Source organism: Hydrogenophaga sp. (assembly GCF_030656115.1).
In the GTDB taxonomy this organism is placed as follows: Bacteria; Pseudomonadota; Gammaproteobacteria; order Burkholderiales; family Burkholderiaceae_C; genus Hydrogenophaga.
Genome location: NZ_JAUSOO010000059.1, coordinates 1 through 19,957 on the forward strand (window position 1 = coordinate 1; position 19,957 = coordinate 19,957).

General features: G+C 62.2%; 23 protein-coding genes. 10 read left to right on the forward strand and 13 right to left on the reverse strand.

Translation table 11 applies throughout. The annotated features are described in order from the left end of the window. The 7 genes from sucC to Q7J58_RS08270 all read left to right on the forward strand — a co-directional run. On the forward strand, window positions 1-1,058 hold a 1,058-nt coding region (gene sucC, locus Q7J58_RS08240; RefSeq protein WP_304826034.1), incomplete at its 5' end, for an ADP-forming succinate--CoA ligase subunit beta. 63 nt (window positions 1,059-1,121) lie between these two features. Beyond that, on the forward strand, window positions 1,122-2,015 hold the full coding sequence (sucD, locus tag Q7J58_RS08245) for a succinate--CoA ligase subunit alpha (protein WP_304826036.1): 894 nt from the start codon (window positions 1,122-1,124) through the stop codon (window positions 2,013-2,015). Between the two features lie 373 nt (window positions 2,016-2,388). Continuing rightward, window positions 2,389-3,174: a Stp1/IreP family PP2C-type Ser/Thr phosphatase gene (locus tag Q7J58_RS08250; protein WP_304826038.1), complete on the forward strand. Its 786-nt coding sequence runs from the start codon at window positions 2,389-2,391 to the stop codon at window positions 3,172-3,174. Between the two features lie 47 nt (window positions 3,175-3,221). Continuing rightward, window positions 3,222-3,845: an FHA domain-containing protein gene (locus tag Q7J58_RS08255; RefSeq protein WP_304826041.1), complete on the forward strand. Its 624-nt coding sequence runs from the start codon at window positions 3,222-3,224 to the stop codon at window positions 3,843-3,845. 52 nt (window positions 3,846-3,897) lie between these two features. Further along, entirely contained in the window at window positions 3,898-6,168 is a 2,271-nt protein-coding gene (locus Q7J58_RS08260) for an adenylate/guanylate cyclase domain-containing protein (RefSeq protein WP_304826043.1), read from the forward strand. A gap of 36 nt (window positions 6,169-6,204) precedes the next feature. Next, complete coding sequence (locus tag Q7J58_RS08265; protein ID WP_304826046.1) at window positions 6,205-7,017, forward strand: 3',5'-cyclic-nucleotide phosphodiesterase; 813 nt, start codon at window positions 6,205-6,207, stop codon at window positions 7,015-7,017. Window positions 7,018-7,408: 391 nt separating this feature from the next. After that, on the forward strand, window positions 7,409-7,855 hold the full coding sequence (locus tag Q7J58_RS08270; RefSeq protein WP_304826049.1) for a pilin: 447 nt from the start codon (window positions 7,409-7,411) through the stop codon (window positions 7,853-7,855). Between the two features lie 286 nt (window positions 7,856-8,141). Here Q7J58_RS08270 and Q7J58_RS08275 read toward each other — a convergent pair whose 3' ends face one another. From Q7J58_RS08275 to moaC, 7 genes are all read right to left on the reverse strand, one after another. Continuing rightward, window positions 8,142-8,855 (reverse strand): nucleotidyl transferase AbiEii/AbiGii toxin family protein, encoded by a 714-nt coding sequence (locus tag Q7J58_RS08275; RefSeq protein ID WP_304826052.1) that lies wholly within the window; start codon window positions 8,853-8,855, stop codon window positions 8,142-8,144. Continuing rightward, window positions 8,848-9,342 carry a helix-turn-helix domain-containing protein gene (locus Q7J58_RS08280; RefSeq protein WP_304826055.1) on the reverse strand — a complete coding sequence of 165 codons (495 nt, stop codon included), beginning with the start codon at window positions 9,340-9,342 and terminating at the stop codon, window positions 8,848-8,850. The genes Q7J58_RS08275 and Q7J58_RS08280 overlap by 8 nt, the downstream gene beginning before the upstream one ends. Window positions 9,343-9,481: 139 nt before the next feature. Continuing rightward, window positions 9,482-9,628 carry a HepT-like ribonuclease domain-containing protein gene (locus Q7J58_RS08285; protein WP_336623483.1) on the reverse strand — a complete coding sequence of 49 codons (147 nt, stop codon included), beginning with the start codon at window positions 9,626-9,628 and terminating at the stop codon, window positions 9,482-9,484. A gap of 54 nt (window positions 9,629-9,682) precedes the next feature. After that, a complete protein-coding gene (locus Q7J58_RS08290; RefSeq protein ID WP_304826058.1) occupies window positions 9,683-9,946 on the reverse strand; it encodes a nucleotidyltransferase domain-containing protein in 264 nt (87 codons plus the stop codon). 73 nt (window positions 9,947-10,019) lie between these two features. Then, complete coding sequence (locus Q7J58_RS08295) at window positions 10,020-10,448, reverse strand: type II toxin-antitoxin system VapC family toxin (RefSeq protein WP_304826148.1); 429 nt, start codon at window positions 10,446-10,448, stop codon at window positions 10,020-10,022. Beyond that, window positions 10,445-10,699 (reverse strand): type II toxin-antitoxin system Phd/YefM family antitoxin, encoded by a 255-nt coding sequence (locus Q7J58_RS08300; RefSeq protein WP_304826061.1) that lies wholly within the window; start codon window positions 10,697-10,699, stop codon window positions 10,445-10,447. The genes Q7J58_RS08295 and Q7J58_RS08300 overlap by 4 nt, the downstream gene beginning before the upstream one ends. 195 nt (window positions 10,700-10,894) lie before the next feature. Then, entirely contained in the window at window positions 10,895-11,419 is a 525-nt protein-coding gene (gene moaC / locus Q7J58_RS08305; RefSeq protein WP_304826064.1) for a cyclic pyranopterin monophosphate synthase MoaC, read from the reverse strand. Window positions 11,420-11,490: 71 nt separating this feature from the next. On the opposite strand from moaC, the gene Q7J58_RS08310 reads away from it, so the two are divergent. Next, complete coding sequence (locus tag Q7J58_RS08310) at window positions 11,491-13,143, forward strand: M48 family metalloprotease (protein ID WP_336623482.1); 1,653 nt, start codon at window positions 11,491-11,493, stop codon at window positions 13,141-13,143. An 18-nt stretch (window positions 13,144-13,161) separates the two neighbouring features. On the opposite strand, the gene Q7J58_RS08315 is transcribed toward Q7J58_RS08310, so the two are convergent. Beyond that, complete coding sequence (locus tag Q7J58_RS08315; protein WP_304826067.1) at window positions 13,162-13,515, reverse strand: phage holin family protein; 354 nt, start codon at window positions 13,513-13,515, stop codon at window positions 13,162-13,164. A 115-nt stretch (window positions 13,516-13,630) separates the two neighbouring features. Next, window positions 13,631-14,347 carry a TerC family protein gene (locus tag Q7J58_RS08320; RefSeq protein WP_304826070.1) on the reverse strand — a complete coding sequence of 239 codons (717 nt, stop codon included), beginning with the start codon at window positions 14,345-14,347 and terminating at the stop codon, window positions 13,631-13,633. A 315-nt stretch (window positions 14,348-14,662) separates the two neighbouring features. On the opposite strand from Q7J58_RS08320, the gene Q7J58_RS08325 reads away from it, so the two are divergent. Next, a complete protein-coding gene (locus tag Q7J58_RS08325; protein WP_304826073.1) occupies window positions 14,663-15,079 on the forward strand; it encodes a DUF3717 domain-containing protein in 417 nt (138 codons plus the stop codon). A 167-nt stretch (window positions 15,080-15,246) separates the two neighbouring features. Here Q7J58_RS08325 and Q7J58_RS08330 read toward each other — a convergent pair whose 3' ends face one another. Together Q7J58_RS08330 and purB are read right to left on the reverse strand one after the other, a co-directional pair. After that, the gene (locus tag Q7J58_RS08330) at window positions 15,247-16,014 is read right to left on the reverse strand and encodes an MBL fold metallo-hydrolase (RefSeq protein ID WP_304826076.1); all 768 of its coding nucleotides are present in this window, start codon (window positions 16,012-16,014) and stop codon (window positions 15,247-15,249) included. 197 nt (window positions 16,015-16,211) lie between these two features. Next, window positions 16,212-17,591 (reverse strand): adenylosuccinate lyase, encoded by a 1,380-nt coding sequence (gene purB, locus Q7J58_RS08335; RefSeq protein ID WP_304826154.1) that lies wholly within the window; start codon window positions 17,589-17,591, stop codon window positions 16,212-16,214. A 191-nt stretch (window positions 17,592-17,782) separates the two neighbouring features. On the opposite strand from purB, the gene Q7J58_RS08340 reads away from it, so the two are divergent. Beyond that, entirely contained in the window at window positions 17,783-18,397 is a 615-nt protein-coding gene (locus tag Q7J58_RS08340; RefSeq protein ID WP_304826079.1) for a glutathione S-transferase N-terminal domain-containing protein, read from the forward strand. 114 nt (window positions 18,398-18,511) lie between these two features. On the opposite strand, the gene Q7J58_RS08345 is transcribed toward Q7J58_RS08340, so the two are convergent. Next, window positions 18,512-18,958: a nuclear transport factor 2 family protein gene (locus Q7J58_RS08345; RefSeq protein WP_304826082.1), complete on the reverse strand. Its 447-nt coding sequence runs from the start codon at window positions 18,956-18,958 to the stop codon at window positions 18,512-18,514. A 7-nt stretch (window positions 18,959-18,965) separates the two neighbouring features. Beyond that, window positions 18,966-19,850, reverse strand: a complete 885-nt coding sequence (locus Q7J58_RS08350) for an SDR family NAD(P)-dependent oxidoreductase (RefSeq protein ID WP_304826084.1) — start codon at window positions 19,848-19,850, stop codon at window positions 18,966-18,968. Window positions 19,851-19,957 lie beyond the last annotated feature (107 nt).

Here is a 19,957-nt window from a genome sequence, read left to right on the forward strand (position 1 = left end):
AGCTGGGCGGCCCCGTATGGGTCGTGAAGGCGCAGATCCACGCCGGTGGCCGTGGCAAGGGTGGTGGCGTGAAGGTGGCCAAAACCATTGAAGATGTCAAGCGCATCGCTGGCGAAATCCTGGGCATGCAGCTCAAAACCCACCAGACCGGCCCCGAAGGCCAGAAGGTTCGCCGCCTGTACATCGAAGACGGCGCCGACATCAAGAACGAGCTGTATGTGTCGCTCGTAACCGACCGCGCCACGCAGAAGGTGGCCCTGATCGCGTCGAGCGAAGGCGGCATGGACATCGAGGAAGTGGCCCACTCGACCCCCGAGAAGATCATCACCGAGATGATCGATCCCCTGACGGGCATCACCGCCGAGCAGGGCAAGAAGGTGGCCGAAGCCATCGGCCTGACCGGCGCTTCCGTGGACCAGGCGGTGGACATCTTCGCCAAGATCTACAAGTGCTACATGGACACCGACGCGTCGCTGGTGGAAATCAACCCACTGAACTGCGACTCCAAGGGCAACCTGATGGCCCTGGACGCGAAGTTCAACTTTGACGCGAACGCGCTGTTCCGCCACCCCGAAATCGTGGCCTTCCGCGACCTGGACGAAGAAGACCCGGCCGAAATCGAAGCCTCGAAATTTGACCTGGCCTACATCAGCCTGGACGGCAACATTGGCTGCCTGGTCAACGGTGCCGGTCTGGCCATGGCCACCATGGACACCATCAAGCTGTTCGGCGCCGAGCCGGCCAACTTCCTGGACGTGGGCGGCGGTGCCACCCCCGAGAAGGTCACCGAGGCCTTCAAGATCATGTTGAAGAACGACAAGGTCAAGGCCATTCTGGTCAACATCTTCGGCGGCATCATGAAGTGCGACACCATCGCCACCGGCGTGATCACCGCCTGCAAGGCCGTGAACCTGTCTGTGCCGCTGGTGGTGCGCATGAAGGGCACCAACGAAGAGATGGGCAAGAAGATGCTGGCCGAATCCGGCCTGCCCATCATCAGCGCCGACACCATGGCCGAAGCCGCTCAAAAAGTGGTTGCCGCTGTTAACGCAGCCTAAGCGCAGTTCAAAAATTTTGCGGGACAGACCTTCAGCTCTGTCCCCAACTGAATAAGGTCCACCATGTCGATCTACATCAACAAAGACACCAAGGTCATCACCCAGGGCATCACCGGCAAGACCGGTCAGTTCCACACGGAAAAGTGCCAGGAATACGCGAACGGCAAAAACTGCTTCGTGGCCGGCGTGAACCCCAAGAAGGCCGGCGAGTCGATCTTCAACATCCCGATCTACAGCTCGGTCAAGGAAGCCGCATCGGAAACCGGCGCCACCGTGTCGGTGATCTACGTGCCGCCCGCCGGCGCAGCCGCTGCCATCTGGGAAGCCGTTGAGGCCGATCTGGACCTGGCCATCTGCATCACCGAAGGCATTCCGGTCAAGGACATGCTGGAAGTGCGCAACCGCATGAAGGCCAAGGAAGCCGCTGGCGGCAAGAAAACCCTGCTGCTGGGCCCCAACTGCCCCGGTCTGATCACGCCCGACGAGATCAAAATCGGCATCATGCCCGGTCACATCCACCGCAAAGGCCGCATCGGTGTCGTGTCCCGTTCGGGCACGCTGACCTATGAAGCCGTGGCACAGCTGACCGAAATCGGTCTGGGCCAGTCCAGCGCCGTGGGCATTGGTGGTGACCCGATCAACGGCCTGAAGCACATCGACGTGATGCGCGCCTTCAACGACGATCCCGACACCGACGCCGTGATCATGATTGGCGAGATCGGTGGTCCCGACGAAGCCGAAGCAGCCCTCTGGTGCAAGGCCAACATGAAGAAGCCTATCGTGGGCTTCATCGCTGGCGTGACCGCTCCCGCAGGCAAGCGCATGGGCCACGCCGGTGCCCTGATTTCTGGTGGTGCCGACACGGCCGATGCCAAGCTCGCCATCATGGAAGAGTGTGGCTTCAAGGTCACGCGCAACCCGTCTGAAATGGCCAAGCTGCTCAAGGCGATGCTGTAAGCACAGACTGCCCAGGGTCAAGGACTCGAAGGACAACGGAAACGTTGTCCTTTTTTTATGGATCGCGGTTGGTTAATGTGCCTCAGATCCACCCGAGGTCCACACAGCGCCCTGAACTGCCCGTCCGTCCTGCAACAAAATGAAGCAACTGTGCCGCGATTGACAATTCCGTTGCACCTCTTAACGTGTCGTCGGCCTTAGGGAAACCGAAAACCCGTTCTCAGGACGCATCTGACAGACACACAAGCCAAGGCGGTTACGGACATGAACGGTCTCACCTGTTTTCGTTGTCGCCGTCATCCTGCCATTGGGGGATCCAAGCGGTCGCCACCGATTGGGAGGCGGTCGAAATCCAGCTATAAACGGCACCATCATGATCTATGAGTATTTTTGTCTGACCGACACTGGCCGCTTGCGTGAGAGCAACGAAGATTCCGTGGTGCTCGATCCGGACAACCAAGTGGTGGTGCTGGCCGATGGCATGGGCGGTTACAACGCCGGTGAAGTGGCCAGTGTCATGGCCACCACGTTCATCAAGACCGAGCTGGGCCGCTGGCTGTCTGCAGGCGGTGCGCAGGCCAGTGCGCGCGAAATCAAGCGGGCAATGGAAATCTGTGTTGACAACGCCAACCAATCCATATTCAACGCGGCCAATTCCAACCCGCAGTATGAGGGCATGGGCACGACCCTCGTTATGGGCGTGTTCCAAGGCTCGCGCGCCCTGATCGGGCATGTGGGCGATTCCCGTTGTTACCGGCTGCGCGGCAACACCCTCGTGCAGATCACACGCGACCATTCCTTGCTGCAAGAGCAAATCGACGCCGGTCTTATTTCGCAGGAGCAAGCGCAGTACGCCACCCACAAAAACCTCGTCACCCGCGCACTGGGCGTGGAAGACACGGTGTTGCTCGAAGTCAACGAGTACCGGGCCGAAGAAGGCGACCTCTATTTGCTGTGTTCGGATGGCCTGAGCGACATGGTCACGGACGGGGGCATCACCGCCTTGCTGGTCTCGGCCGGTACGCTGGAAGAGAAGGGCCGCGCCCTGATTGACGCAGCCAATGGATGCGGCGGTCGCGATAACATTTCTGTGATCCTGGCGTATGCCCGATCGAAGACCGTTCGCCGAGGTTTGCTCTCGCGCATGCTGCGTCAATAAACCCATTTTTACACTGAATAGTCAATCAGGTTCCACAGGAGTCGGCCATGCCGAAAATGTTCATTTCCATCGACGGTGTTGTCATCAAGGAGGTGCAACTCACCAAAGACCGTTCAACCCTCGGTCGCCGTCCTTACAACGATATCGTGATCGACAACCTCGCCGTCAGCGGGGAGCATGCCGTTTTGCAAATGACGGGCTCCAAGGTGTTCCTGGAAGACCTCAACAGCACCAACGGCACCTACGTCAACGGCAAAGCCGTCAAAAAGCAGCTGTTGCAAAGCGGTGACACCATCGAAATTGGCAAATACCAGATCAAGTTTGTGAACGACGGCGCGCTGGAGAAGCCGGAGAAAACCATGGGCAGCAGCGCCAAGGCTGCAGCCGACGCGCCCTTGACTCCCGCCGGGGCTCAGGCCGCTGTCAAAGTGATGTCGGGGCCCTCGGTCGGACGCCAGGTCCCGCTGCTCAAAGTGGTCACCACCATTGGCAAGCCCGGTGTGGCTGTGGCGGCCATCACCCGCCGCTCGACCGGCTACGTGGTTGCGCTGGTTGAAGGCGCCATCAAGCCCACGCTCAACGGCAACCCCATCGGCACCGAAGCCGTTAACCTGAGCCATGGTGATCTGATCGAGCTGGCTGGAACGCAGATGCAATTCGTCCTGCAATGATGATGCCGGCACACGCAGGCCCAAGGTAGCCAGCCCCCGGCATCGAGTGCCCATGCAGGCCCTGACCCAACACGGCCCGCGCATCGCCGTCACGCTGCTGCCGCTCATTTTGGTGCTGCTGCACGCTCTGGGCGTGGTGCCCATGGGCATGCTGCAGCGGCTGGACGACATCATCTACGACACCCGACTGCGTGCCACCATGCCCGGCACCCTGGATGACCGGGTGGTGATTGTCGATATCGACGAAAAAAGCCTGGCCGAGGTGGGCCGTTGGCCTTGGTCACGCAACCACATGGCCCGGCTGGTCGACACCCTGTTCGAAGACCAACGCATTGCCCTGCTCGGGTTCGACACCGTTTTTGCCGAGCCCGACGACAGCTCGGGTCTGCGCCAACTGCAGCAACTCGCCAGCGGTCCCCTGGCCGACCAACCCGGTTTTGCCCAGCGCCTGCAAAGCCTGCAACCCAAGCTGGACTTTGACGCCCAGTTCGCCCGCGCGCTGCAAGGCCGACCGGTGGTGCTGGGCTACTACTTCACCAGCGACCGCGACGGCCGCACCAGCGGCGTGCTGCCCGAGCCCGTCATACAGCCCGAAGCGCTGCAAGGCCGCCGCCTGCCCGCCACCCGCTGGGACGGCTTTGGCGCCAACATCGCCCCGTTGGTCCAAGCCGCGCCCAGGGCAGGTTTTTTCAATGCCATCACCAGCAACGACGGCGTGGTGCGGTCCCTGCCCCTGCTCGCTGAACACGAAGGCCGCTACTACGAATCGCTCTCGCTGGCCATGTTCCGCCTGTTGCTTGACTCACCCCGCGTCGAGCCCGGTTTTGCAGGCGAAAGCCAGCGTGCGCTCGATCACCAGGCGCTCCAGAGTGTGCGGCTAACCGCAAACGGCGCCCCGCCAGGCAGCGCCTCGTTGGCCATCCCGGTGGACCAGCGCGTGGCCACCCTCGTGCCCTACCGCGGCCCCGGCGGGCCACGGGGCGGCTCATTTACCTACGTGTCTGCGGCGGACGTGCTAGCGGGCCGTCTGCCCATCGGCCGGTTGAACAACAAAATTGTGCTGGTTGGTACCACCGCCCCTGGTCTGCTCGACTTGCGCGTGACACCCGTGGGTGAAACCTACCCCGGCGTGGAAACCCATGCCAACCTCATCGTGGGTCTGCTCGACGGCGGACTCATCAGCAAGCCCGACTACGCATTGGGCTACGAAATCATCGTGCTGGTGAGTGCAGGCCTGGTACTCGCCCTGGCCCTGCCGCTGCTCAGCGCCGGACGTGCGGTTGCACTCAGCGCAGGCGTGGTGGCCGGCGTGGTTGGCCTGAACTTCTGGCTCTACCTCGGCCACGGCCTGGTGCTTCCACTCGCCAGCACCCTCGTCATGGCCGTGTTCGCCTTTGCACTCAACATGAGCTATGGCTACCTGGTCGAAAGCCGCTCCAAACGCGAACTGGCCCAGCTTTTTGGCACCTACGTGCCGCCCGAGTTGGTCGACGAAATGGTGAAACACCCCGACCGCTACAGCATGACCGCCACCACGCGCGAACTCACGGTCATGTTTTGCGACATGCGCGGCTTCACCCAACTCTCAGAAACCATGGAGCCCACCCAGCTCCAGGCCCTGCTCAACACCGTATTCAGCCGCCTGACCACCGTCATACGCAACCACCGCGGCACCATCGACAAATACATGGGCGACTGCGTCATGGCCTTCTGGGGTGCTCCCGTGCACACCCCCAACCATGCCACCCTGGCCGTGCAAGCCGCACAAGGCATGGTCGCCGCCATCGAACAAGTCAACCGCGAACACGCCCGTGAAGGCCTGCCCGCCATCGGCGTCGGCATTGGCATCAACACCGGTGCCATGTGCGTTGGCGACATGGGATCAACCTTGCGCCGCAGCTACACCGTCGTCGGCGACGCCGTCAACCTCGGCGCCCGCCTCGAAGGCCTGTCCCGCCTTTACGGCTCAGACATCATCGTCAGCGAAACCACCCAAATCCAGGCCACCCAGTTTCGCTGGCAAGAACTTGACCGTGTGCGCGTCAAAGGCAAAGCCAGCGCCGTGACCATCTTTACCCCGCTCGATACCCACGACACCGCCCCCCCGAACCCCGAGCAAGCCGAAGAGCTGCGCCAGTGGCAGCTCGCCCTGCAAGCCTGGCGCGAGCAAGACTGGGACCCGTGCGAACACCATTTGCACAACCTGCGGCGCCAAAACGAGAAAAAAGTCCTTTACCGCCTCTACGCCGAACGGGTAGCCTTGGCAAGGCAGCACCCGCCCCACCCCATGTGGGACGGCACCACCCACTTCGAAACCAAATAAGCCAGCCCCGCTGGCCACCACCGAGCCACACCGCCCATGCGCGTCAGAGTTCTCGGCTGTTCCGGCGCCATCGCGCAGGGCTGCCGCACCACCTCCTTCTTGCTGGACGACGACGTCCTGATTGATGCCGGTACCGGTGTGGGCGACCTCACCCTCGACGAAATGGGTTCTATCCAACACGTCCTGCTCACGCACGCCCACCTCGACCACATCGCCTGCCTTCCCCTCATGCTTGACGCCGTGGCCGCTCGCCGTCTCGCCGCAAGTGCCCCACCCCTGCAGGTACACGCCCTGCCTGCCACCATCCAAGCCCTCAAGACCCACATCTTCAACAACCTCATCTGGCCCGACTTCTCCCGCTTGCCCCACGCCGACACCCCGCTCATGCACTTCGTACCCATCGCCGTGGGCCAAGTGCTGCACCTGGGCGGCAAAACCATAGAACCCCTGCCCGCCGTGCACACCGTACCCGCCGTGGGCTATGCCGCCGCCGCCGCCAGCGGGCATTGGGTTTTCAGCGGCGACACCGAACGCAACCCCGCCTTCTGGCAGCGCGTCAACCAGCTCCCCGTGGCCCTGTTGATCATCGAAACCGCCTTCAGCAACCGAGAAAAAGACCTCGCCCGGCGCAGCCTGCACCTGTCACCCGGCACCCTCGCCCAAGAACTGGCCCAGATCAACCCCCAGCCGCCCCATGGCCGCTACCCCATCTACATCACCCACACCAAGCCCGCCGAAACCGGCTTGATCATGGAAGAAATAGCGCGCTTCGACGGCCCCCCCAGCCAACCCCAACACCCCAGCCACGACATCCGCTGGCTCAGCGCGGGCATGGTGTTTGAGTTGTGAGGCGCTGACGAAGGAGCGCAGCACACTGCGGCTGCGGGCTGTATCTGGCCCCTTCCCCCGCTGGGAGAAGGCTGGGATGGGGCGCGGGCATACCAAACTGGCTGTGGCCAGCAAAAAAACCGTTGTGCCTGCTCACCCGAAAAAGCGGGGCGCCACACGTTGTCATGCCATGGCAACGGGACAAGTGGCTGCAGAGTGACAAAAATTGTCACTCTGACCGTGCAGGACACGTTTTGTCACCCCGAACCGGCGTGGCCATACACAAAACGTCACCCCATGTTTCAAAGTCGGGCAAAAACCCTCAAAATGGGCTGGGTTGGTGCTGGCACGGACTATGCTGTACACCAACCGCAACCAATCCCATCCTGTTCCCCTTCAAAGGAGTTTTCTCATGAAGCATTCCATGCAAAAAGGTTTCACCCTCATCGAACTGATGATCGTGGTGGCTATTATTGGTATTTTGGCTGCTGTGGCATTGCCTGCTTATCAAAGCTACACGGGCAAGGCGCAAGTTGCAACTGGATTGACGGAAATTGCAGCCGCCAAAGTCAATATTGATACCGCTATTAGCAGTGGCGTGTCGGCAGCTGTCGACGTGACTGATTTGGCAGATATCAAGCCATATGGATTTACAGCTGCATCGTCTGAGCGCTGCTCGGCCTACGCAGTAAAGATTGCTACAACGGGTGTAGCTTCAATTGCATGTACTCTCAAGGGAAGTCCTGACATTGTCGGCAAAACTATTACTGTAAGTCGTACCGCTGAAGGTGCCTGGACTTGTGGTACCACTGTTACGGCAGCCTCAGGTTTGGTTCCAAAGGGTTGTACCGGCGCGTAAAGTTTGTTCGTGTCTTTGTTAATTATTTTATTAATTTAGACGCTGTATAAAACTTACTAACTAAAGGCCATTAATGGCCTTTAGTTATTTCTGGTGCAAACGGCTTTGTTGCACAAAGCAGACTCCCCTAGCTGGTAGCCTCGGGGCATGACTAAACCCAAAGACGCCAAGACGCGCTGCAAGACCACCAACTAGGCCGCGCTCAAAGCTCGAGGGTCGTTGACGATCTGGCTTGACAAAGACACAAAAAACGGGGTCAGATTCCAATTCCCCAATCCTGACCAGCCTACTCCGCAGGTCGCATTTGCCGCAAGCGGCGAATTTTCTGCCACAGCAGTGCCTTGGGCACGGCGTTGATGGCCATGGCTTGCATGCACCGTTCCAGCCAGCCTGAGCGGTTTTGCAGGCGGTCAATGGCCTTGCCCAAATCGCGTGTGACGGCCAGACCGTAGGCCTGTTCTGCCTTGACGAGGGCATGGCGCAGCAAAGGCAGCGGCAGGTTCATCATGGCCAGGTCGATGACGTCGCGGCTGAATACACCGTCATCGGCTTGCCTGTCCGAGTTGGCCAGCAGTTTGGATGCAGCCAAATCCAAAGGCGTTAAGGTGGCTATGCCACAGATCAAATCCTTCGGTCCCGGTGGGTCCAGTGCGATCCGCGCTTCGCGCACGATCTCCAATTTGATGGCGTGTCCGTCCATTTGCACCTGCGTTCGGATGCCGTATTGGTCGATGCGAATGTCGTGCGATACGGTCAAAGGCAGCGCGCTGGAATGAACAATGGCGTTCAGACCGGCCGGGCCGCTCATCAAGTTTCTCAGCTCACGGTAGCCTGTTGCATCGGACACCAGAAAGTCGATATCGACCGACTCGCGGTATTCACCGTATCGAAGCGCTATGCAGGTGCCGCCGCCAAACCACACGCTGTGTTGACGCAGCAACGGGCCATTGATGGCGGTCAGCACGCGGGCAATGCGCTGGTGGTGTGGGCGTTCAAACATGGCTGTTTCGACCGAATGCGGTTCGCAGTGCGTTCAGCAAGGCTCGCTCTTTCTCGGACATGGCTTGCATATCCAGATGTCGGACGTTGCGTTCGTAAATGTCAAGGGCTTCAACCAAGGTGAGTGTCGGTATGCCGTGTACCTGCCAGGCCAGCGCTTTGAGCTGCGGGTAGTCGCTCAGCTGCACACACACGGGTAGCCAGTGGGCGGGGTTGTGGGTGGCTGGGTCGGGTGTCTGCGGCGTGTCGCCGGGCAAACGGGTCTGCCATTCCAGCCCCAAGGCCGCCAGTGTGTTGGCCCATGCACCGATGGTGACGGAAGGTTCGCCTTTTTCGATGCGGTGCAAGGTCACGCGTGAGATGCCAGCGGCTTCAGCGGTGGCCGTGGCGCTGGCGCCCAGTGATTTGCGCCGGGCGCGTATGTGATGGCCCAGCGCTTGAAGCGTGGGGCGGCTTGATGGGCTGGGTTGGGGGTTGGTGGCGGGCATTTGTTTCTTATTATTGACAAAATGGTCGATATGTCAATTTTAAGAAACGTTTTATGGCAAGTTGCTTAGCTTCCAGCGCCCCACGGGTTGAGAACCTCCACGCCCGGAACAATTGGGGTCAGATTCCAATTTCTAAACGTCAGCCACCGGTTGATTGTGATTTCTCCAGCATGGCGCGCGCAGCGTGCGCGAGGGGTTCAAGATGTTGATTGATAACAGAAGCCACCGTGGCCGGATCAATTTCGCCCAGATAGTTGTGAACCAGGATATTTCGAAAACCACTGATGGAGCGCGTAGGGCTGCCAAGGTTTGTTCATATTTCAACCGCTTCCTTGAATACTTATTCCCGAATATGCCGATTCAGTTCGTGCTCGGGCACCACCTCGACGGAGCGATGAAGCAGAAGGGCGAGTTCTTCGGTGAGGGGCAGGCGTTGCTGAAACAGATCGTAGCCGGGCGGGAAGTCCACCAAAAAGTCCACATCGCTGTCGGTCCGTTCCTGTCGCCGCGCCACAGAGCCAAACACGCGTATGCGGCGAGCGCCGAAGCGGCGCCCCAGTGTGTGTATGGCTTCGCGTTGAGCGCGCAATTGATCCAGCAGCATGGTTCGGCTTCTTGGTGGGGTGGTGAGCGGTGATTGTGCAGAGGTTTTTATAAAACGAGGGCATCCAGCGGGTTCAGCTTCCAACGCCCCAAGGGTTGAGAACCGCCACACCCGTGGGCGCGAAGTCGGCGGTGTTGCGGGTCACGACAGTCATGCCGTGCACCAAGGCTGTGGCCGCTATCAGGCCGTCACGTACCGGGTGGGGATCCGGGACGTGCAGTTGTGCACTGCGCAAGGCAATGGCCGTGTCCACCTGCAGCACGCGCCCGTCAAATGCAGGCATGACCTGGTGTTTGAACCATGTTCTCAAGACCGCACCCTGCACCGGATCGCGTCGCTCGGCCAGCAAGACGCCGATGGCGATTTCTTGCAGTGTAATGACGGAGAGATACAAATCACTGGCCTCGACGCTGTCTGCCCAGGCCGCCACTTGGGCATCTGCTTTGCCGGTGCGGACTTTGCGCAGCTCCGAAATGACGTTGGTGTCGAGCAGGTACATCAGCTGAGGTCGGCGGCTTGGGCGGGCTCGCGCATGGCCGGCATTTCAAAATCGGTGTCCTGTGCGCTGGGCATGGCCAGCAAGTCGGCGATCCGGGCGGGTTGGCGGGTGAGGAGTTTGTAGTTTTCAAATGTCAGCAACACATGCGCCGGTCGGCCTCGGTCGGTAATAATGACCGGCCCGGTTTGCGCCGCTCTCTTGGCCTTGCTGGCATCTTGGTTGAACTCTCGGCTGGATAGGGTGGTGAAGCTCATGGGTACCTCCTTGCACAGAAAATGTAGGTACGTTACCACGTAACTTCCTGCCATGGCCAGGTCTTGGCACCGTGTTGAACCATCTCAATGCGTTTGCCAGGGCGATAGCAGCACTCTGGCGTCTGCTGTGTCGATAGGCCGCCTATGACGCTGTTTTGTTCCTCACCATGGCGGAGTGCTATTGGGCTCGGATCATTACAAAGCAGCGCCACCCGCCGCCACAAAATGCCCGCTTTTACCACCCCGTTTCTCCATCAGCCGCAAGCCACTGATGGTCATGCCCCTGTCCACGGCTTTGCACATGTCGTAAACGGTGAGCAGGGCCACGCTGCAGGCGGTGAGGGCTTCCATTTCGACGCCGGTTTGGCCGGTGCATTCAGCGGTGGCGCGGCACAGCACGGTGTTTGACGCGGCATCCACCTCAAACTCCACCGCCACGCGGGTGAGGGCGAGGGGGTGGCACAGGGGGATGAGGTCGCTGGTTTTTTTGGCGCCTTGTATGCCGGCAATGCGGGCAATGCCCAGCACGTCGCCTTTTTTGGCGTTACCGCCCTGAATGAGTGCCAGCGTGGCGGGCTCCATGCCGATACGGCCTTCGGCCACCGCCACCCGGTGGGTGCTGGCTTTGGCGGCCACGTCCACCATGTGGGCCTGGCCTTGGGCGTCGAAGTGGGTGAGGGGGCTGTTGGGCAGAAGAGGGGTTGCGGTTGTTTCGTTCATGGCCGTGACTTTGCGCGTTCTTTACAGAAACCTGGTGGGGTTGGCGGCATCATACGGGGATGTTTTTCACCTTGAATCTGTTGGTATGGCCTGTGCACCGCTCACGCCGGGCGGCCTCTTGGCGCGTGATCGCCTTGGCGGGTGTGCTGAGCTGGGCGCCAGTGTCTTTGAGCATGGCGCAAAACCTGCCGCCCGCAGCCGATGGTGCCGCTCTGGTGTCGGGTGGCTTGCCGGGGTTGGGGGATGTGCAGGGCATGTCGATCGCGGCAGAGCGTCGGCTGGGGGACAGCATTGCCCGCAGCATTTACCGCGACCCGGATTACCTGGACGACCCGGTACTGGGCGACTATTTGCAGGCCATCTGGCAACCGTTGCTGGCGGCGGCGCAGGCGCGGGGCGATGTGCCGCCCGAGTTGTCGGAGCGCCTGGCCTGGGAGCTGATGATTTCCCGCGACCGGCGGGTAAATGCCTTTGCGCTGCCCGGCGGTTATCTGGGTGTGCACCTGGGGCTGATCGGCGTGACCGAGAACGCCGCTGAGCTGGCCTCGGTGATGGCGCACGAGTTGAGCCATGTGTCGCAACGCCACATTGCCCGGCTGGTGGCGAGGCAAGACCGGCTGGCGCCCTGGATGATGGGGGCGATGATTTTGAGCATGCTGGCCGCCCGCGCCAATACCGAGGTGGCCAGCGCGGCCATGGTGGGCAGCCAGGCGGTGGCGGCGCAAACGCAGCTGAATTTCTCGCGCGATATGGAGCGCGAGGCCGATCGCGTGGGTTTTGGCGTGCTCACCGGGGCGGGTTTTGACGGCGAGGGTTTTGTCGGTATGTTTGAGAAGCTGCAACAGGCTTCAAGGCTGAGCGACGACGGTTCGTTCCCCTATTTGCGCAGCCACCCGCTGAGCAGCGAGCGCATGGCCGACATGCGTGCGCGCCTGCCGCTGGAGCCGGCTCACCCAGCGGTGGGCCCGCTGCGCGATGCGCCAACACCTGTTGCTGCAGGTCTGATGTTGAGCTTGCCCGTTGCCAACGGTGCACCTGTGGTGCCCGAGTTGCACGCTCTCATGGCGGCGCGCGCGCGCGTGCTGGCCGAAAACGGTCCAGACCGTTTGCGGGCCTGGCTGCAAAGCGGCCAGGGGCCACAGGCGGGAACAGGGGAGTTGTATGCCGCGGCTTGGGCAGCGATGCGCCTGGGCCAGACCGACCGCGCGCTGGACCTGGCGCAACGCCTGCGCCTGCAGGTGGTACCGGCCGTGCGTTGGGCGGTGGACGCTTTGCTGCTGGAAGTGCTGTTGACTGCACCGCCCGGCACGGCCCCCTCTGCTTCGGAGCGGGCTGAGCGTTTGGTCGCGTTGCGTGACCAGGCATTGACAAGCGGTAGGCGCTCACTCACTTTGTTGGGCGCGCAAGCGGCGCAGACCACAGGCGAGCCCCAGCGTGCGGCAACGCACCTGCAAAGCTGGGTGGTGCAGCACCCACGCGATGCGCTGGCCTGGCAAACGCTGGCACGGGCCTACCAGGCGCAGGGTCAGACGCTGCGCGCCATTCGGGCCGAGGCCGAGTCGCGCGTGGCGCACCTTGATTACGCGGGCGCGGTGGAGCGGTTCAAAGCCGCGCAGGCTTTGCCAGCAGCGCAACGGGCCGCAGACCCGATGGAGCTGGCCATTGTGGACAGCCGCTTGCGTGAGGTGGTTGCGTTGCTGCGCGCGTCGGTGGCGGACGAGTAGCCCGCGCCACGCCACGCTTCACGGGCGTGGAAAAAGCGCCTTCAGCGCCGCGTCCACCACCAGCATCAGCACCGAATAAATGAGCGAGCCCAGCAGCGCAGCCCAAAAGCCATTCACGCCGAAGCCATCGAGCAAACTGGCGGCGGCCCAGAACATCAGGGCGTTGATGACGAACAGAAACAGGCCCAGGGTGACCACCGTGACTGGCAGCGTGAGCACCACCAGAATGGGCCGCAGCAGCGTGTTGAACAGGCCAATGAAGGCCGCCGCAATGAGCGCCGAGCCGTAGCTCTGGATTTGCACTCCGGTGTACAGGTAGGCCACCAGCAGCAGGGCACAGGCGGCAAACAGCCATTTAACGATGAGTTTCATGGGCCCCAGCATAGCAGTGCAGCGGCCACGGCCCAAGCAGAAACCCAAGCAGCACGGGTTACCTGGTGGTTCCGCCCCGGGTCAGCACCGGCTCATGGGCCGGCGGCTGGGTTTCTCAGGCTTCTTGCGGTGCGTTGCGAGCCAACCTTTTGCCCACGGTCAACACCAGCAGCGCACCTGCCACGGCCGCACCGTAACGCACCGCGTCGGTCTGCGGCAGTTTGAGCATCCAGCTCCACTGGTCGGGGTTGGCAAAGGCAGGGTCCGTGACCAGCATGCCACCAGCGATCCAGCCCAGCAGCATGCCGCCAGCGGTGATGATGATGGGAAACCGCGCCATGAGCTTGATGACGAGCTGGCTGCCCCAGACAATGATTGGGATCGAGATGAGCAGGCCCAGCACCACCAGCAACATCGAATGATCACCCGCGTTTTGCGCCGCACCGGCGATGGCAATCACGTTGTCCACGCTCATCACCAGGTCGGCCACGATGATGGTCTTGATGGCGGCCAGCAGCTTGTCACTGCCCACCACGTCGCCGTGGCCGTCTTCGTCGGGAGCCAGCAGCTTCACACCGATCCACACCAGCAGCAGCGCGCCCACCAACTTGAGGAACGGCACGTTGAGCAGCGTCATGGCAAACGCGATCAGAATCACCCGCAACACGATGGCGCCCGCCGTGCCCCAGATGATGCCTTTGGTGCGTTGTGCGGGAGGGAGCTTGCGGCAGGCCAGCGCGATCACCACCGCGTTGTCGCCACCCAGCAGAATGTCAATGATGATGATCTGGCCCAGTGCAACCCAGAATTCAGGTGAAATCAGGAAATCCATAAAGTCTCTTTATCGTGTTGATGGGCTGGCGCAAAAGCCTGTTCCGATCTTCGGTGCCGCAGGGCCCTTGAAAGGGCTTGCTTGACCCGGCAACACAGTCGCTTGGCTGCGAACGCCGGAACACCGAATCCAGGGGCTTCGTGTTGCTCAAGATCCCCATCTGGCCGGGCTTTTTTCGCCAAGGGCTGAGGGGCACAGCCCCTCATATTTGGGTGAAAAGATTGTATCGGTGGGTACCTGTCTGCAGCTGTCGAGCCGGTACGCAGTTTCCACACGCCGCACAAGGGGTGGCAGCGCTGGTTATCATGCGCCCCCATGGCAGGCATTCACATCACCGACATGGAAGCCGCGATCAATTTTTGGCGCGAACGCGCACCCTCGCCCGACGGTTTGTCGTTGGCCGTACCCCTGCGGGCGTTGGCTGAGGTGTATGCGCTGATGGTGTACTTTCACGAAACCGAAGCCGATGAATCCACCCTGCCGACCACAGCCCATGCGGCTTGGCTGGCCTGGTTTGACAGCACACCCGACACACCCTGCATAGCCATTTGCTCCACCAGCCAGGGCGACGCCGTGTGCAAAGGCTGCGGCCGCACCTTTGACGAAGTGCAGCGCTGGACCGAAATGTCACCCGGCGAGAAGCGGGCGAGCTGGCGGCGCATCACCCTTGAGGGCAACTCCTGGCGGTTCAACCGCTACGCCGAGCGCGCGCTGGAATCGTCAGCGCGTTAAGGCCATCCCAAGGCAGACCCACGACCCGCGCAGCAGCGGAGCGCCGGTTTGTACCAACCAAGCAACCGGACGCGGGAAGCGGCAGGGCCAGCCGCCGGGCCGCCCCAAGGCAGGCCCAGCCCCCTCGGGGGGCAGCGACCCGCGCAGCGGCGGAGCGTGGGGGCTATTCACGCAGGAACGGTGTAGTTGGCTTGCGTGAGGTGGTCTATGCCGCAGTCCACGGTGCCGATCCAGTCAATGAATTCCTTCACCGCTGGCCCGGCCAGGGGCGCGCCGTGTTGCGGCACGATCATGTGGATGGGCAGGGTGCGTGCCATGTTCGCCCACAGGCGCAGTATCTTGTTGGACACCATGTAGCGGCGGTGAAAGGCTTCCATTCTCGGGATGTGCTCGGCCAGCGATGTGATGGGTTTGGCCGCGTCGGCCGAAGTACCCAAGGACACCCCCAAGTCGCCCGAAAACAGGATGCGGCTGACCGGATCCCAGAACTGGAAGTTGCCTTCGGAGTGCATGAAATGCGCCGGCAGCGCCACGATTTCGCTGTTGCCCAGGGGAATGCGCATGCCGGGGTCAGCGATGCCCTTGATGCGGCCCTGCGTTTTGCCAGGTTTGCAAAAGTGCGGTGCAAAACGCTCCCACAGACGCGAAATGTAGAGCGTTGCCTGGGTGCTGGTCATCCAGCGGTCGAGCGAAGCAATGATGTCCGGGTCGGCGTGCGAGGCCAGGATCATGGACAGTTTTTGCGGCGAAAAAAATCGCCCTACGGTGAGCAGCAACTCGTTGTAGGCCATATTGCCGCCCGGATCGATGATGGCGCCGGTTTCGCCATGAATCACGAGAAACTGGTTGGCCTGTACGGCTTCGCCACCCTCGTCGCTGAGGTGGGCAAACATCAGGCACACATGGCCGTTTTGGTTGAACAGTTCAATCGCCATGGGCTGGCTTCTCCGGTCGGGTTGTGGGCGTTAGGCTCGGTGCTGGCAGGTATCAGGCGACGTTCTGAGCTGCGGGTGACTGCGGGTGCGGGCACTTCACGCCATTTTGCATCATCCCAAGCCCTTTAGGCCTGCGTTGAGCCAGGACAACCGCGGCTCGACGCCCTCCAACCTCGAGCACCGATAGGTGCCTACCGTCAGACGCGTTGCGCCAGCTCGGTGGCCTTGCCGATGTAGCTGCCCGGTGTCATGGCCAGCAGGCGGTCTTTTTCAGTTTGCGGAATCTCCAGACTGCGAATCAGCGCGTGCAGCGCCTCGGCCGTCACGGTCTTGCCGCGGGTGACTTCCTTGAGCCTTTCGTAGGCGCCTTGAACGCCAAAGCGGCGCATCACGGTCTGAATGGGCTCGGCCAGCACTTCCCACGAGGCGTCGAGGTCGGCCGCCAGGGCTTCTTCGTTGAGTTCCAGCTTGCCCAGACCCACGCTCAGCGAGTGGTAGGCCAGCACCGCGTAGCCCAGCGCCACCCCCATGTTGCGCAGCACGGTGGAGTCGGTCAGGTCGCGCTGCCAGCGCGAAATGGGCAGTTTTTCCGACAGGTGGCGCAGCACCGCGTTGGCCAGGCCCAGGTTGCCTTCGGCATTTTCAAAGTCGATCGGGTTGACTTTGTGCGGCATGGTGGACGAGCCGATTTCACCCGCCTTCAGGCGCTGCTTGAAATAGCCCAGGCTCACATAGCCCCAGATGTCGCGCGAGAGGTCGATCAGGATGGTGTTGGCGCGCGCCACCGCGTCGAACAGCTCGGCCATGTAGTCGTGCGGCTCGATCTGGATCGAATACGGCTGGAAGGTCAGGCCCAGGCCCAGCGGCTCGGGCGTTTCCACCACCTCGCGGCTGAAGGATTCCCAGTCAAAGTCGGGCCAGGCGCTCAGGTGGGCGTTGTAGTTGCCCACGGCGCCGTTCATCTTGGCCATGAGCTTCACACCAGCGATTGCAGCACGCGCCTTACTCAGGCGCACCACCACGTTGGCCAGTTCTTTGCCCACCGTGGTGGGGCTGGCGGTCTGACCGTGGGTGCGGCTGAGCATGGGCACGGCGGCAAAAGCGTGTGCCATGTCGCGCAGCTTGGCGATCACACCGTCCAGTGCGGGCAGCAACACCACATCGCGCCCGCCCTTGAGCTGCAGGGCGTGGCTGGTGTTGTTGATGTCTTCGCTGGTACACGCGAAGTGCACAAATTCGGCGGCCCGCTCCAGTTCAGGGCGGGCATCAAACTTCGATTTGATCCAGTACTCCACGGCTTTCACATCGTGGTTGGTGACTTTCTCGATGTCTTTGATGGCCACCGCGTCGGCTTCACTGAAATTTTTCACCAGCCCCAGCAGGTAGGTGCGGGCGCCGGGCGAAAGCGGCTTGAACTCGGCAAAGCCTGCGTCGGACAGGGCGATGAACCACGCCATTTCCACCTGCACGCGGCGGTGCATGTAACCCTGCTCGCTCATGAACGGGCGCAGGCTGGCCAGGCGGCCGGCGTAGCGCCCGTCCAGCGGCGACAAGGCCGAAACAGGGGACAGGGCCACAGGGGCCGAGGTGGAGGAAACGGTGGGGAGTGGGGTGGTCGGGCGCATGCACCGATTGTAGGAGGCGCCGTGTGGTCTTTCACGGTGCCGCCGGGCTGTGCTGGTCTTGAGTGACCGGCGTCAGCTCAGGTGCATGGTGGCATCGCTAAAATGGCCAACCCCAGGGAATCCTGTCACACGAATACAAGTCCATGAAACTCATCGGTGCCGTCACCAGCCCTTACGTGCGCAAAGTCCGCGTCGTCATGGCCGAAAAGAAGCTCGACTACCAGTTCGTGCCCGAAGACGTTTGGGCGGCCGACACCAAAATTGCCGCGTCCAACCCGCTGGGCAAGGTGCCCTGCCTCGTCATGGAAGGTGGCGAGGCGTTGTTTGACTCGCGCGTGATCGTTGAGTACCTCGACACCTTGTCGCCCGTGGGCAAACTGATTCCGGCGCAGGGCCGTGAACGCGCCGAAGTGAAAACCTGGGAAGCCTTGGCCGATGGCGTGTTGGACGCGGCCATTTTGGCCCGCCTGGAAGCCACTTGGCCGGGCCGCTCCGATGCCCAGCGCAGCGACGCCTGGATCGAGCGCCAGATGGGCAAAATTCACGCCTCGCTGGCGTCCATGAGCCGTGGGCTGGGCGACAAGGTGTTTTGCTCGGGTATTCACCTGAGCTTGTCGGACGTGGCCGTGGGCTGTGCGCTGGGTTACCTGGACTTCCGTTTCCCGTCCGTTGAGTGGCGCACGCCCTACCCCAACCTGGCCAAGCTCAGCGACAAACTGGCGCTGCGGCAGAGTTTTGCCGATACCCTGCCCAACTGATGGGGTGCTTCGTGGCGGCCACTCCCGCGAAGCCAGGAATCCAGAAAGCGTCGCGAAAAGGCAGGCAGACATGGCTTCCTGCCTTCGCAGGAATGACGGCACCGTTCGATGAAATCAGGCGCTGTTGGCCCGGCGTTTGAGCCAGCGCATCAAAGTCCCCACCCCGGGCAGTTTTTCATACAGCTCTTCGGCCGCGTCCCAGTAGTCGCGGTGCTCGTTGATGCGACCGTCGGGGGCCAGCACCAGGTGCGAGCCACCCCGTATCACCTGTTCGGTGGTGGTGTCAAAGCGTTTGAAGCGAAAGCGGAATTCCCACACCAGAAACACCTGCGCGCCGTCCACCACCTGTTGTGTGACCACGAAGCGCGGCTGGTGCAGGTTGTGGAACATGTGCTCAAAAATGCCCCGGATGGCGGGCACGCCGTGCACCTCGTTGAACGGGTCTTTGAAACGTGCGTTGGGCGTGTACAGCGTGCCGATGTCGGCCAGCGACGGCGGCGACAGGGCTTCAAAGTAGGCACGGATACGGGTGACGGCGGTACGGTAGTCGGTGGAATGCATAGGGTGCTCACAGCCCGGTGAAACGGCGCACGGCCGGGAAGTACAGGCGGTAGGGCAGCAGGCGCAGCAGCTTCATCCAGCGCGTGAAGCGCTTGGGGTAGTGGATGTCAAACGCGCCGCTGGCCCAGCCGCCGATCATGGCCTGCGCGGCCTGCTCGGGCGTGATCAGGGCGGGCATGGTGAAGGCGTTTTGGGCGGTCAGGGGCGTTTGCACAAAGCCGGGGTGGACCACGCTCACGCCCAGGCCCAGCGGCTCCAGATCCAGGTACAAGGTTTCAGCCAGGTGGGTGAGTGCGGCCTTGGTGGGGCCGTAGGCCAGGCTTTTGGGCAGGCCCCGAAAACCGGCCACGCTGCTGATGAGGCTGACATGGCCCTGGCCTCGGGCGATCAGGCCGGGCAGCACCGCATCGATCACATGCAGGGCGCCGGTGTAGTTGATGTCCAGGTGGCGCTTCAGGTCGGCCATGTCCATGTCGGTGGCGCGCATTTCGCGGTAATGCCCGGCGCAGTAGAGCACCAGGTCCAGCGGGCCTTGCTGCAAGAGGGCCTGGGCCGTTCGGGCCACGGCGGGTGCGTCGGTCACGTCCAGCGGCCAGGCTTGGGGCGTGAACCGGGTGCCGTCGGCTGCGCCGGTGTGTTGGGCCACAAAGGCATTCAGCGCGCTGGCGCTGCGCGCCGACACCAGCACCTGCGCACCCCGCGCGTGCAGCGCCGCTGCGGTGGCTGCGCCAATGCCGCTGGACGCACCCACCAGCCAGACGCGCAGGCCGCGCCAGTCGCGCAGCGGCGGGTTGAATGGCCGGGTCAGCCACCAGCCGCTGGGCCGTTGTGCCGCTGGCGTGGCTATCGGGCGGGGGGCGGCAGGTTCGACGAAGGCGCGGGGGGTGTTCATGGCGGTGTGGGTGGGGGACGGCGGTACGCAGGACCTGTTTGAGAAAAATTCGGGAGCGCCCCCACCCCAACCCTCCCCCAGCGGGGGAGGGAGCCCGACACAGCCGC